A 13,129-nucleotide genomic window follows, 5' to 3' on the forward strand; every position below is an offset into this window, starting at 1 on the left:
CGGCGGCGGTTCAGCGACCTCTGCCGCGGTGCCGGGCCTGCGTGAGCCGGCGGCGTCGCCGAGTGGTTCCGGGGTGTTGGCCGGCATGGGGCGAGCGCCGTCGATCGGTCGGTTGTCGGTGCCGTCGAGCTGGGCCGTGCCCGCGCCGACGGCCCGGTTGACGGCCGCGGCGTGGCCGGGCGCTCCGGTTGCTGCCGCGCCGCTAGCCGCCGAAGCAGGGCTGGGGCCCGGGATGATCGGCCCCGCCGGGCTCACGGCGGCGGCGGCCGGCGGAGGCGGCGCGGCGGGCAGCGGCTGGGCCGCGCAACGCAAGGGCGAGGCGGCGCAACGCGAAACCGCAGCCGCGCGGAGCGATGGCCTGGCCGGGGAGCGCGACGGCGCGGTCATGGCGCCATACGGCCACCGGCCGAGGGTGCTACCGCCGGTGGCCGGCGCGGCCGCTCCGCCGCACGTCGTGCCGGCGCCGGCGGTGTCGGCTCGTCAGGGTGCTGCGGGCGGCGAGGCCTTGGCTCAGGACGTGCGCGACGAACTCAATGCGCTGCGCAAGCAGATCGCGGACTTGGCCGTCGAGCGCGACGTGCTCGTGCGCTCGGCCGCCCTGTGGGCGCAGCAGGCGATGGAGCGGCCGGACCGCTAGGTCGCCTCGCTCGACTCCCAGGTCCACCCCGAGATCGCCGGGTCGTCCTCGCCGTGCTCGCGCGTGTAGACGCGCGCCGCCAGCCGGGCGTCGACCATGCGCTGCCGCAACACCGCGGCCTGGCTGGCCAGCCCGTCCACCCGGTCGATGACGTCCATGACGAGATGGAACCGGTCGAGGTCGTTCAGCATCACCATGTCGAACGGCGTCGTGGTGGTGCCGCGCTCCTTGAAGCCGCGCACGTGGATGTGCGGGTGGTTGGTGCGCCGATAGGTGAGCCGGTGGATCAGCCACGGATAGCCGTGATAGGCGAAGATCACCGGCTTGTCGCGGGTGAACAACGCGTCAAACTCCTTGTCCGGCAAGCCATGTGGATGCTCGGACTCCGGCTGCAGCCGCATCAGGTCGACGACGTTGACCACCCGGACGGCCAGCCCGGGCAGTTCGCGGCGCAGGATGTCGGCCGCCGCCAGCGTCTCCAGCGTCGGGATGTCCCCGGCGCAGGCCAGCACCACGTCGGGTTCGGCGCTGGCCGTGCTCGCCCACGGCCAGATGCCGAGTCCGCGCGCGCAGTGCGCGATCGCCTGGTCCATGTCGAGGTAGGCCAGCGCCGGCTGCTTGCCGGCGACGATGACGTTGACGTAGTTGCGGCTGCGCAGGCAGTGGTCGGCCACGGACAGCAAGGTGTTGCCGTCGGGCGGCAGGTACACCCGGGTCAGCTCGGCCCGCTTGTTGGCGACCAGGTCGATGAACCCGGGATCCTGGTGCGACGCGCCGTTGTGATCCTGGCGCCACACGTGGGAGGTCAGCAGGTAGTTCAGCGACGCGATCGGCCGCCGCCACGGCAGTTCGCGGCTGGTGGCCAGCCACTTCGCGTGCTGGTTGAGCATCGAGTCGACGATGTGCACGAACGCCTCGTAGCAGTTGAACAGGCCGTGCCGCCCCGTCAGCAGGTAGCCCTCCAGCCAGCCCTGGCACAGGTGCTCGGAGAGCACCTCCATCACCCGCCCGTCGGGCGCCAGGTGCTCATCGTCGGGCTCGATCTCCGACATCCACACCTTCGCGGTCGACCCGTACACGGCGTCGAGCCGGTTGGACGCGGTCTCGTCGGGACCCATCAGGCGGAACCGGTCGGGGTTGCGGGCGATCACGTCGCGCAGGAAGGCGCCCAGCACCCGGGTGGCCTCGTGCATCGAAGTGGCCGGGCGCGACACCGGCACGGCGTAGTCGCGGAAGTCGGGCAGGTCGAGGTCGTGCAGCAACAGGCCGCCGTTGGCGTGCGGGTTGGCGCTCATCCGGCGATTGCCGCGGGGCGCCAGCGCCCGCAGTTCGGGGCGCAGCGCGCCGCTGCCGTCGAACAACTCCTCGGGCCGGTAGCTGCGCAGCCATTCCTCCAGCTGCGCGCGGTGGGTGGGGTTGTCGTGGGTCTCGGCCAGCGGCACCTGGTGCGCGCGCCAGGTGCCCTCGACCTTCTTGCCGTCCACCACCTTGGGTCCGGTCCAGCCCTTGGGGGTGCGCAGCACGATCATCGGCCAGACGGGCCGCTCCACCCCGTTGCCGGCGCGCGCGGCGCGCTCGCCGGCGGCGATGTCGTCGAAGGCGTCGTCGAGCGCGGCGGCCAGTTGGCGGTGCACGTCGGCGGGGTCGTCGCCGGCGACCGTGATCGGCCGGTAGCCGTACCCGCGCAGCAGCGCCTCCAGCTCGGGGTGGGGGATGCGGGCCAGCACGGTCGGGTTGGCGATCTTGTAGCCGTTGAGCGCCAGGATGGGCAGCACCGCGCCGTCGGTGGCCGGGTTGAGGAACTTGTTCGAGTGCCAGCTCGCGGCCAGCGGGCCGGTCTCCGCCTCGCCGTCGCCGACCACGCAGGCCACCACCAGGTCCGGGTTGTCGAAGGCCGCGCCGTAGGCGTGCACGAGCGCGTAGCCCAGCTCGCCGCCCTCGTGGATCGACCCGGGGGTCTGGGCGGCCACGTGGCTGGGAATGCCGCCGGGAAAGGAGAACTGCCGGAACAACTTTCGCAGCCCTTCGGCGTCTTCCTCGATGCCGGTGTACACCTCGCTGTAGGTGCCCTCCAGGTACGCGTTGGCGACCAGCCCGGGGCCGCCGTGGCCGGGCCCGGTGACGTAGATGACGTTGGCGTCGCGATTGCGGATCACCCGGTTCAGGTGGGCGTAGACGAGATTGAGCCCGGGCGTGGTGCCCCAGTGCCCCAACAGCCGGGGTTTGACGTGGTCGGGCGACAGCGGTTCGGCCAGCAGCGGGTTGTCGAGCAGGTAGATCTGCCCGACCGAGAGGTAATTGGCGGCGCGCCAGTACGCGTTGATGAGGGCAAGCTCGTCGTCGGCCAGGGAAACGGTTGTCGGGGTTACGTCGGTTTCTGCGGTCACCCGCCCGATTGTCCGCGCCGCAAGTGAACGACGCCCGTCCTCTTCCCGACGGCTGCGATCCGACTACTCTTCGCCGCGGGCGCGCGCCTCGTAGGCCCGGCGCTTTTCGACGTCGACGTCGTCGGTGAAGACGTGGTCGCCCCCGAGCAGGCGGTTGAGCCCCTCGGCGAGCCGGCGCGGCCAGAATTTCTGCGACACCACCATCGCGCCCGCCGCCCTGGTGATCCGCACCCGCGGCTTCGGGTGGGCAACCAGGCCGACGATCGCGTCGGCGATCTCGGCCGGCTCGGCGTTGCGGAATCCCTTCATCCCGGGGGTGCCGGCGACGAGTTCGGTGTTGACGAACGTCGGCAACACCATCGAGAACTTCACGCCGGTCGAGTGGTACTCCAGCCGGGCCGAGTCGGTGAACCCGACCACCGCGTGCTTGCTGGCACAGTAGGTGGCCAGGCCGACGACGTTGAGCTCCCCGGCCAGCGAGGCGACGTTGATGACGTGGCCGCAGCCGCGGGGGACCATGCGCTGCGCCGCCAGCTTGCTGCCCAGGATCACGCCGTAGACGTTGATGTCCAGGATCCGGCGGGTGACCGCGTCCGGCTCGTCGACGACGCGGCCAACCGGCATGATGCCGGCGTTGTTGATCAGCACGTCGATCGGCCCGAGCTGCCGCTCGACCTCGTCCAGGAACTCGGCAAACGAATGCGCGTCGGTGACATCGAGCTTTCCGTAGACGTCCAGCCCGAGCGCGGCGCCCGACTCCTTCACCCGCACCTCGTCGATGTCGCCGATCGCGACCCGGGCGCCCAGGTTGTGCAGGGCGGTCGCGGTGGCCAGCCCGATGCCGCGCGCCCCGCCGGTGACCACGATGACCTTGCCTCGGACCTTCAGGCCGATCGACCTCGTATCTGCCACGGTCGGTCCTCCCAGAAAAGTTGACGGGTGTCAGGTTGGCGATGGGGTAAGCACAGCACTCGGCGCCGCGCCGCGCAAATGGCGCCGCCCAAGCCGATACTGCAACGGTGATCGAGGTGCGGGCGGCCGTCCCGGCGGACGCCGACGAGGTGGCCCGGCTGCAGGTGCGGTCGTGGCGGTCGGCCTACCGGGGCCTGATCGGCCAGGACTTCCTCAACGGGCTCGAGCCGAGTTTCTTCGCCGACCGCTACACCTTCGGCCGGGTGGGGCTGCGGATGCCGGCGACGTGGGTCGCGGTCGACGGGGCCGCGATCCTCGGCCTGGCGACCACGGGCCTGTGCCGCGACGGCGACCTGCCGAATTTCGGTGAGCTGATGGCGATTTACGTCGATCCGGCGCAGGTGCGCCACGGGATCGGGCGGCTGTTGATGGCCGCCGCCCGGGAGCGGCTGCGGGTGGTCGGTGTGGCCGGCGCCGTGTTGTGGGTGCTGGACGGCAACATCCCAGCCCGGCGATTCTATGAACGCGACGGATGGAACTTCGACGGAGCTTGCCGCGCAACGACTTTCGGAGGTTTAGCGGTGCGCCAGCTCCGCTATCGCTGCGCGCCCGTCTGATCGCCCACCTCGGCCAGCGTCAGCTGCCACGAGACCCCGAACCGGTCATTGACCCAGCCGAACTTGGGGCTGAAACCGTAGCCGTCAAGTGGCATGAGGACCTGGCCGCCTTGTCCCAGGGCCTCGTACAACCGCTCGATCTCATCGGCGGAGTCGCACTGCACATACAGAGACATCGACGGGGTGAAGGCGAAGTCGTGCGTCGCGGGGCTGTCGATACACATGAACTGCTGACCGGCCAGCGTGAACGTCGCATGCTGAACCGTTCCCTCGACGCCGGCCTCGTCGGGCCCGTACCGCGTCATCGACCGAATCTCCGAATCGGCGAACAGCGATGTGTAGAACCGCATCGCCTCTTCGGCCTTGCCTTCGAACATCAGGAAGGTGGTGATCTTGTGCATCGTTGTCATGGGACCCCCTCGGCGCCAAGCCTAGTGAAGGCTGAGCCACACCAGGCTGATGCCGCCGGCCAGGGCGCAGTAGACGGCGAACGGTGTCAGGGTCCGGGTCTGGAAGTACCGGGTGAGGAAGCGGACGGCGAGGTAGGCGGCGACGAACGAGGCGACGCTGCCGGCCAGGACCTGTCCGTGGATGCCGGCTCCGATCGGCCCGAACAGGTCGGGGATCTTGTAGACCCCGGCGGCCAGGATGATCGGCGTGGCCAGCAGGAAGGAAAACCGGGCGGCGTCCTCGTGCGACAGGCCGCGCCACAGCCCGGCCACCATGGCGATGCCGGAGCGGCTGATGCCGGGCAGCAGCGCCAGAATCTGGGAAGCCCCGATCAGCAGCCCGCGGCGCATCGGCAGTTGGGCCAGCCGGTTGTCGATGGCCGCACCGGCGTGGTCCTCGTGTTCTTCGTCGCCCGCCGGTGACAAGCGGCGGCGCAACACCTCGCCCGCGTAGAGGGCGATGCCGTTGAGCAACAGGAACGCCGCGGCGGGGATGGGCTTGCCCAGCGTGGTCCGAAACAGGTGCTCGAGGGCCACCCCGGCCAGCCCCACCGGGATGGTGGCGACCACGATCAGCCACGCGAGCCGCTCGTCGGGCGTTTGAATCCGCCGGTACCGCAGCGACGAGAAGAAGCCGGCCACGATGCGCAGCCAGTCACGCCAGAAAAACACCAGCAGGGCGGCGGCGGTGGCGACGTGCAGGCCGACGATGAACGCCAGGTAGGGCGATTCGGGGGTCGAGACGTTGAGATCGCGGGCCCACCCGCCGCCCACCAGCGCCGGCACCAAGACCGAGTGCCCCAGGCTGGAGACGGGAAACAGCTCGGTGACGCCCTGAAACGCGCCGACGATCACGGCCTCGACGTAGCTCAGGTGCGCGCTCATTGGGTGGGGTGCCTCCATCGGGAAATCGTCGACAAGAACTTCCGAGCGTAGCCGGTCGCGTTTCCCGCACGAACCGGCTTGGGCGGCTGGACATTTGGTCACCGGGCAATCGATCGCGGCCGGTCGCTGACCAGGCAGGTACGGTGGGCGGATGGCCGACCCGCTGCTCGACGGCGTGCGCGTCCTCGACCTGTCCAGCGGCGACGCCGACGCCGTGGCCCGGCTGTTCGCCGACCTGGGCGCCGACGTGCTGAAGGTGGAACCCCCCGGCGGCAACCTCGGCCGCGACGAATTGCCGACGCTGGCGGGCGCGAGCATCCCGTTCGCCGTGCACAACGCCAACAAGCGCAGCGCCGTGCTGGACCCGCTCGACGAGGACGACTGCTACCGGTTGCTCGGCCTCGCCGGCGAGGCCGACATCGTCGTGGACAACGGCCTGGACGGGCTGGCCGGCGCGTTCGGCGCGCCCGGCCCGGACTTGGCCGCCCGCTTCCCGCACCTGGTGGTGCTGTCGATCACCGACTTCGGTGCGACGGGCCCGCGGTCGTCGTGGCGCGCCACCGACGCGGTGTTGTACGCGATGTGCGGCTCGCTGTCGCGATCCGGCCCCACCACCGGCACCCCGGTGCTGCCGCCCGACGGTATCGCGTCCTCCACCGCCGCCGTGCAGGCGGCGTGGGCCGCGCTGGTCGCCTACTACAACCGATTACGTTGCGGCACAGGAGATTACATCGACTTCTCGCGGTTCGACGCCGTCGTGATGGCGCTCGACCCGGCGTTCGGTGCGCACGGGCAGGCCGCCGCCGGCGTCCGCGGCGCCGGGCGGTGGCGGGGACGGCCGAAAAACCAGGACGCGTATCCGATCCTGCCGTGCAAGGACGGCTACGTCCGGCTGTGCGTCATGGCGCCGCGGCAGTGGCGCGGGCTGCGGCGCTGGCTGGGCGAGCCCGCAGACTTCCAAGACCCCAGCTACGACGCGCTCGGCGCCCGCTTCGCGGCGTGGCCCGAGATCAGCATGCTGGTGCAAACCCTGTTCGCCGAGCAGACCATGAAGGATCTGGTGGCCGCCGGACAGGCGCACGGGGTGCCGATCGCCGCGGTGCTGCCGCCGTCGTGGGTGCTGGGCTCCGAACACTTCCAGGCCGTGGGCGCGATCAGCGAGGCGGAACTGATCCCGGGCGTGCGCACCAGCGTCCCCACCGGCTATTTCGTCGTCGACGGCCAGCGCTCGGGCTTTCGGGCGCCGGCCCCCACCGCGGGCGCGGACGACCCGTACTGGCGTGGCGCTCCGGTGGTGGTGCCGGCCCCGTCGGGCAGGGTCGGCGAGCAGCCGCTGGCGGGGCTGCGGATTCTCGACCTCGGCATCATCGTCGCCGGCGGCGAGCTGGGCCGGCTGTTCGGCGCCCTGGGCGCCGAGGTCATCAAGGTCGAAAGCGCCGACTACCCCGACGGGCTGCGTCAGGCCCGCGCCGGTGACACCATGAGCGAGTCGTTCGCGTGGACCCACCGCAATCAGCTCGGGCTCGGCCTGGACCTGCGCAGCGAGCCCGGCAAGGACGTGTTCGGCCGGCTGGTCGCGGAGGCTGATGCGGTGTTCGCCAACTTCAAGCCGGGAACCCTTACCGCCCTTGGGTTTCCGTACGACTCGCTGCGGCGGTTCAACCCTCGGATCGTGCTGGCCGGCAGCAGCGCTTTCGGCGACACCGGGCCGTGGAGCGACCGCCTGGGCTACGGTCCGCTGGTGCGCGCGGCCACCGGCGTCACCCGGCTGTGGACGTCCGACGATCCGGACGAGGGCGGCGACGGCGGCGCCGCCGCGCGGCATTCCTTCTACGACGCGACGACGATCTTCCCCGATCACGTGGTCGGGCGGGTGACCGCGATCGCGGCGCTGGCCGCGTTGATCCGGCGCAATCGGACCGGCGACGGGGGCCACGTGCACATCTCGCAGGCCGAGGTCGTGGTCAATCAGCTCGACACCCTCTACGTCGCCGAGGCCGCGCGGGCCGCTGGCATCGGCCCGCTACGCGACGACACCACCCTGCACGCGGTGTGTCCGTGCGCCGGCGACGACGAATGGTGCGTCATCTCGATCGGCTCCGACGACGAATGGCGCCGCGTGGCAACCCTTTTCGATCACCCACAGTGGGCGGACGACCCTCGTTTCGCCACCGGCGAGTCGCGCCTGGCCAACCGGCGCGAGCTGGTGGAGCTGGTGGCGGCCCTGACCCGCACCCGCACCCCGGTGCGCGTCGCCGAGCTGCTGCAGTCGGCCGGGGTTGCGGCCGGGCCGATGAACCGCCCGCCCGACATCCTGGAGGACCCCCAGCTGATCCAGCGAAAACTGTTCAGCGACATGGTGCATCCGCTCGTCGAGCGGCCGCTGCCGGCGGAGACGGGCCCGGCGCCGTTTCAGCACATTCCGCCCGCCCCGCAACGCCCGGCACCCCTGCCCGGTCAGGACACCCGGGAGATCTGCCGAGACGTGCTCGGCATGAGCGCCGCTGAGACGCAGCGGCTGATCGACGAGGGCGCGCTGTTCGCGAGCGGCTAGTGCCCGGCATCGGGCCAATCAATAGCCACGCTAAATTCGTCGTATGACCGTCGACCCCAACACACCGGTGTTGATCGGCTACGGCCAGGTCAACCACCGGGGCGACATCGACCCGGCGACGCGGTCGGTCGAACCGGTCGACCTGATGGCCGCGGCGGCCCGCGAGGCCGCGGACCCCCGGGTGCTCGAGGCCGTGGATTCCGTCCGCGTGGTGAACGTGCTGTCGGCCCACTACCGCGATCCCGGGCTGCTGCTCGGCGGGCGGATCGGCGCCAAGGACTTCGCCACGCTGTACAGCCCCGTGGGCGGCAACGTGCCGCAGTCGCTGGTCAACCAGGCCTGCCTGGACATTCAGCGGGGCCGGGCCGGCGTCGTGCTGCTGGCCGGCGCCGAAACCTGGCGCACCCGCAGGGGGCTGCGGGCCCGGGGCGGCAGGCTCGAGTGGACCGTGCAGGACGAGTCGGTGCCGATGGCCCCGGTCAGCGGTGACGACGTCCCGATGGCCGGCGAGGCGGAGATCAGGATCGGGCTCGACCGGCCGGCCTACGTCTACCCGCTGTTCGAGCAGGCGCTGCGCATCGCGGGCGGCGAGTCGATCGCGGACCACCTCGAGCGCATCGGCGAGCTGTGGGCGCGGTTCAACGCCGTCGCGGTCGGCAACCCGCACGCCTGGATTCGCAAACCGGTGACGGCCGGCGAAATCCGGCGGCCCGGACCGCAGAACCGGATGATCAGCTGGCCCTACACGAAGCTGATGAACTCCAACAACATGGTCGACCAAGGCGCCGCGCTGGTCCTGACCTCGGTTGAGCACGCCAAGCGGCTGCACATCCCCGCCGAGCGGTGGGTTTTCCCCCACGCGGGCACCGACGCCCACGACACCCCGGCCATCGCCGAGCGGGACGAGCTGCACCGCTCCGCGGCCATCCGGATCGCCGGGGCGCGGGCGGTGGAGCTGGCCGGCCTCGGCGTCGACGACGTCGACTACGTCGACCTGTATTCGTGCTTTCCCTCCGCCGTTCAGATCGCGGCGACCGAACTGGGACTGAGCGTCGACGACCCCGCCCGCCCGCTCACCGTGACCGGCGGGCTGACGTTCGCCGGCGGCCCGTGGAGCAACTACGTGATGCATTCCATCGCCACCGCGGCCGAGTTGCTCGTCGCCAATCCCGGCCGCCGTGCCCTCCTCAGCGCCAACGGCGGCTACCTCACCAAACACAGCTTCGGCGTGTACGGCACCGAGCCACCGGCCCGATTCCGTTGGGAGGACACCCAACCGGCGGTCGACCGCGAGCCCACCCGCAAGGGGCTGGTCGAGTGGGAGGGCGTCGGGACCGTCGAAGCGTGGACGACGCCGTTCGACCGCGACGGAAAACCCGAGAAGGCCTTCCTCGCGGTGCGCACGCCCGACGGGTCGCGCACCCTGGCGGTCATCACCGACCCCGCCGCCGCCGAAGCGACCGTGCGCGAAGATATCGGGGGCGCCAAAGTTGCCGTCACGGCGGACGGCGCGGCGACGCTGCAGTAGCGGTCGGGAAGATCATCGCAGGCCAGTGCGCTGTTACCGGGTAACGGTCGCGCAAGTGCCAGGGACTTGCCTATTGTCGAGACGGACGTTGGGGGAGGTGGACCCAGGTGCAGATCCTGGTTACCGACGCCACCGGCGCAGTCGGGCGGCTGGTCGCACGGCAGTTGCTGGCTGCTGGGCACACGGTCACCGGGATCGCCGAGCGCCCCCACCCCTACCTGGACCCCGGTGTCGAGTTGGTGCGCGCACCGCTGCGCCACCCCGTCCTGCGAGAGCTGGCCGACGAGGCCGACGCGGTGGTCCACCTGGCTCCCGTCGACACCAGCGCACCGGGCGGCGCGGACATCGACGGCATCGCGCACGTCACCGACGCCGCCGCCCGCGCGGGTGCCCGGCTGCTGTTCGTGTCGCAGGCCGCGGGCAGGCCCGAGCTGTATCGGCCGGCCGAGGAGCTGGTGTCCACCAGCTGGGCGCCCAGCCTGGTCGTCCGCGCCGCGCCGCCGGTCGGCCGGCAGCTCGACTGGATGGTGTGCCGCACCGTGGCCACGCTGCTGCGCGCCAAGGCGTCCACCCAGCCGGTGCGGGTCCTGCACCTCGACGACCTGGTGCGCTTCCTGGTCTCGTCGGTGAACACCGACCGCACCGGCGTGGTGGATCTAGCCACCCCGGACACCACCAACGTGGTCACCGCGTGGCGGCTGCTGCGGTCCGCTGACCCCCGCGCGCGGCTGCATGGGGTCCGCGGCTGGCCGCTGTTGACCCCGGCGATGGATATCGCCGCGGTGCAAGAGGATTGGGGTTTCGAATTCGGCTGGCATGCGCTCGATGCGATCGCCGACACCGCCCGTGGACTCGTCGGGCGCCGGCTGCACCCCGCGGGCGCCGTCAGCCACGACCGCCAGCTGGCCCTCCCCGTGGAGGTCTTCCCGCGGCCCCGGCCGTCCGACGACCTGCACAGCGCGGCCCCCGACGGCATGGAGGGGGAGTTCGACGACCGGATCGACCCGCGGTTCCCGGTCTTCAGTGCGGCCAGGCTCGCCGAGGCGCTGCCCGGGCCGCTGACCCCGATGACGCTTGACGTCCAGCTGAGCGGTCTGCGCGCGGCCGGCCGGGTCATGGGTCACGTGCTCGCCCTGGGCGGCGTCGTCGACGACGAGTGGGGCAGCAGGGCCATCGCGGTCTTCGGTCACCGCGCCTACGTCGGGGTGTCGGCCAACGTGGTGGCCGCCGCGCAGCTGCCCGGCTGGGACCAGGACGCGGTCACCCGCCACGCCCTGGTCGACCAGCCGCAGGTGGGCGACGTTCTGCCGTTCGGGGAGCCGAGGCTCGCGGAGGGAGCGCTCGGGTCGATGGCCAAAGCCCTGGTCACGGCGCGGTCGCTGACCCTGATGCGACGGCTGGGGCCCGACACCCGGGCCTACAGCGCGGCCGCCGAGGTGGAGCACCTCGACGCCGCGCAGCTGGCCGCGCTGCCCGACGCGGCGCTGGAGGTCCGGGCGGGGTTGCTGCGCGACCGCATCCACCAGGGCTGGATCCTGACGGCGCTGTGGCTGATCGACTCCGGAGTCACCGCCGCGGCGCTGGACCACACCCGGGCCGCGTCGCGGGTCTCGGGGCTCGGCGCGATCGTGGACAGCACCCGCGTCGCCGCCGAAACCGCCGAGCTGGCGGCCGCGCTGCGCGGTGACCCGCCGCTGCGGGCGCTGGCCGCCGAAGGCAACGTCGGCAGCATCCGCGCGTTGTCAGCCGACGCCGCCGGCGCTCTCGATGCCGCCGTCGCCCGGATCGGGCACCGCGGGCCCGGTGAAGCCGAGCTCGCCGGCCGGGTATTCAGTGACGATCCGTCGATGTTGCTGATGGCGGCCGCCGAAGTGGCCGAAGCCGCCGCCACCACGCCGACCGAGCCGGCCGCGCCGAGGACGCTGGCCCGCCGGATGGCCGCCAATGCCCGCGAGTCGCGAGAGCTGGCCCACGACGGCACCATGCGGTTCACCCACGAACTGCGGATGACCTTGCGGGAGTTGGGGTCTCGCCGGGTCGCGGCGGATCTGTTCGACGCCGTCGACGATGTCTACTACCTGACCTGCGACGAACTGGTCGCCGTGCCGGCCGACGCCCGGTTGCGGATCAAGCGCCGCCGCGCCGAACGGGACCGCCTGCACGCCCAGCGGCCGCCCGACGTCATCGACGGGGCGTGGACCCCGGTCGACCCGATCGGCGGTGCCTGATCCGGATCAGCCCAAGATCCCGCGCAGATACAGCGCGTTGCGCACCGCATGGCCGCCGAGGTCGTTGTTGAAGTACATCCACACGTCCCTGCCGTCGCCATCCCATTCGGTGATCCGGTCGGCCCAGTGGCGCAGCTGGGCGTCCGAGTAGCAGCCGGCATAGATCGCGTCCTGATCCGGGCCGTGCATCCGGACGTAGACCAGATCGGCGGTGGCCCGCGGCACGCACGCCAGGCCGGCGCCGCTCATCACCACGTAGGCGGCGCGGCGCCGCCCCAGCAACTCGTAGACGGCGGGGTCGTTCCAGGACGGATGCCGCAGCTCGACGGCGACCCGGATCGACGCCGGCACGAGCGCCAGGAAGCCGTCCAGGCGCGCGTCGTCGCGCTGTTGCTCGGGGTGCAATTGGACCAGCAACACCCCACTGCGGTCACCCAGCAACTGCCAACAGCGTTCGAACCGCTCGATCCAGGGCTCGGGGGAGGACAGGCGGCGGTAGTGCGTCAGCCCCCGATGCGCCTTGACCGACATCTTGAACCCGCCGGGGAGCTGGGCGCGCCACCCGGCGAAGGTCGATTCCTTGGGCCATCGATAGAAGCTGGCGTTCAGCTCGACGGTGTCGAAAACCTCGATGTAGCGGGCCAATCGGCGCGCGGACGGCAGGCCGGGCGGGTAGAGCACATCCGCCCAATGGTTATAGGACCATCCCGAGGTGCCGATCCGAACGGTCAAGCGGCCACCCGCCGACGCACGTCGTCGTCGAGCGCCGCCCGCACCAGCGCGGCCGCGAGCCGCGCATTGGCTTGCGGCGCAAGGGCACCCAGCCTCGCCGGCTGGGCGGGCAGACCCAGTTCCCTCGCGGCCGCGATGGCGCGGTCGTCGAAGTGCGGCCGCACCCAAGTCCAGACGTCCTGCACCTCGCGGAGAAAGAT

9 protein-coding genes and 2 pseudogenes are annotated in these 13,129 nt (G+C 71.5%); 5 read left to right on the top strand and 6 right to left on the bottom strand.

All coding sequences use genetic code 11. The features are described from left to right. A pseudogene (locus A5673_RS27355) lies at positions 1 to 637 on the top strand (hypothetical protein); the annotation flags it as partial. Here the strand turns inward: A5673_RS27355 and A5673_RS27360 are convergent. Together A5673_RS27360 and A5673_RS27365 are read right to left on the bottom strand one after the other, a co-directional pair. Then, positions 634 to 3,024, bottom strand: coding sequence for a phosphoketolase (locus A5673_RS27360; RefSeq protein ID WP_068240024.1), 2,391 nt, complete (start codon positions 3,022 to 3,024; stop codon positions 634 to 636). The pseudogene A5673_RS27355 and the gene A5673_RS27360 overlap by 4 nt on opposite strands. Before the next feature lie 63 nt (positions 3,025 to 3,087). After that, positions 3,088 to 3,936 (bottom strand): SDR family oxidoreductase, encoded by an 849-nt coding sequence (locus tag A5673_RS27365; protein WP_068240025.1) that lies wholly within the window; start codon positions 3,934 to 3,936, stop codon positions 3,088 to 3,090. Between the two features lie 107 nt (positions 3,937 to 4,043). On the opposite strand from A5673_RS27365, the gene A5673_RS27370 reads away from it, so the two are divergent. Continuing rightward, positions 4,044 to 4,553 carry a GNAT family N-acetyltransferase gene (locus A5673_RS27370; RefSeq protein WP_068240026.1) on the top strand — a complete coding sequence of 170 codons (510 nt, stop codon included), beginning with the start codon at positions 4,044 to 4,046 and terminating at the stop codon, positions 4,551 to 4,553. On the opposite strand, the gene A5673_RS27375 is transcribed toward A5673_RS27370, so the two are convergent. Next, complete coding sequence (locus tag A5673_RS27375) at positions 4,532 to 4,963, bottom strand: VOC family protein (RefSeq protein WP_068240028.1); 432 nt, start codon at positions 4,961 to 4,963, stop codon at positions 4,532 to 4,534. The genes A5673_RS27370 and A5673_RS27375 overlap by 22 nt on opposite strands. A gap of 21 nt (positions 4,964 to 4,984) precedes the next feature. Continuing rightward, positions 4,985 to 5,887, bottom strand: coding sequence for an undecaprenyl-diphosphate phosphatase (locus A5673_RS27380; protein WP_068240031.1), 903 nt, complete (start codon positions 5,885 to 5,887; stop codon positions 4,985 to 4,987). A 151-nt stretch (positions 5,888 to 6,038) separates the two neighbouring features. Here A5673_RS27380 and A5673_RS27385 point away from each other — a divergent pair, with 151 nt between their 5' ends. The 3 genes from A5673_RS27385 to A5673_RS27395 all read left to right on the top strand — a co-directional run bounded on the left by A5673_RS27385 (position 6,039) and on the right by A5673_RS27395 (position 12,197). Continuing rightward, positions 6,039 to 8,441, top strand: coding sequence for a CoA transferase (locus tag A5673_RS27385; RefSeq protein WP_068240035.1), 2,403 nt, complete (start codon positions 6,039 to 6,041; stop codon positions 8,439 to 8,441). A gap of 43 nt (positions 8,442 to 8,484) precedes the next feature. Further along, the gene (locus tag A5673_RS27390; RefSeq protein WP_068240036.1) at positions 8,485 to 9,969 is read left to right on the top strand and encodes an acetyl-CoA acetyltransferase; all 1,485 of its coding nucleotides are present in this window, start codon (positions 8,485 to 8,487) and stop codon (positions 9,967 to 9,969) included. 107 nt (positions 9,970 to 10,076) lie between these two features. Further along, positions 10,077 to 12,197 carry an NAD(P)H-binding protein gene (locus A5673_RS27395; RefSeq protein ID WP_068240038.1) on the top strand — a complete coding sequence of 707 codons (2,121 nt, stop codon included), beginning with the start codon at positions 10,077 to 10,079 and terminating at the stop codon, positions 12,195 to 12,197. 6 nt (positions 12,198 to 12,203) lie between these two features. On the opposite strand, the gene A5673_RS27400 is transcribed toward A5673_RS27395, so the two are convergent. Together A5673_RS27400 and A5673_RS27405 are read right to left on the bottom strand one after the other, a co-directional pair. Then, positions 12,204 to 12,929, bottom strand: a complete 726-nt coding sequence (locus A5673_RS27400; protein WP_068240039.1) for a DUF72 domain-containing protein — start codon at positions 12,927 to 12,929, stop codon at positions 12,204 to 12,206. Next, positions 12,926 to 13,129, bottom strand: a pseudogene (locus A5673_RS27405) (endonuclease); the annotation flags it as partial. The gene A5673_RS27400 and the pseudogene A5673_RS27405, both read right to left, overlap by 4 nt.

This window comes from Mycobacterium sp. E3198, assembly GCF_001667015.1.
Taxonomy (GTDB): Bacteria; Actinomycetota; Actinomycetes; order Mycobacteriales; family Mycobacteriaceae; genus Mycobacterium.

What these genes read in the sequence shown, in the direction of transcription:
- A5673_RS27380 (WP_068240031.1), bottom strand. Translation starts at nt 5,887, where the DNA reads ATGAGCGCGCACCTGAGCTACGTCGAGGCCGTGATCGTCGGCGCGTTT.
- A5673_RS27385 (WP_068240035.1), top strand. Translation starts at nt 6,039, where the DNA reads ATGGCCGACCCGCTGCTCGACGGCGTGCGCGTCCTCGACCTGTCCAGC.
- A5673_RS27390 (WP_068240036.1), top strand. Translation starts at nt 8,485, where the DNA reads ATGACCGTCGACCCCAACACACCGGTGTTGATCGGCTACGGCCAGGTC.
- A5673_RS27375 (WP_068240028.1), bottom strand. Translation starts at nt 4,963, where the DNA reads ATGACAACGATGCACAAGATCACCACCTTCCTGATGTTCGAAGGCAAG.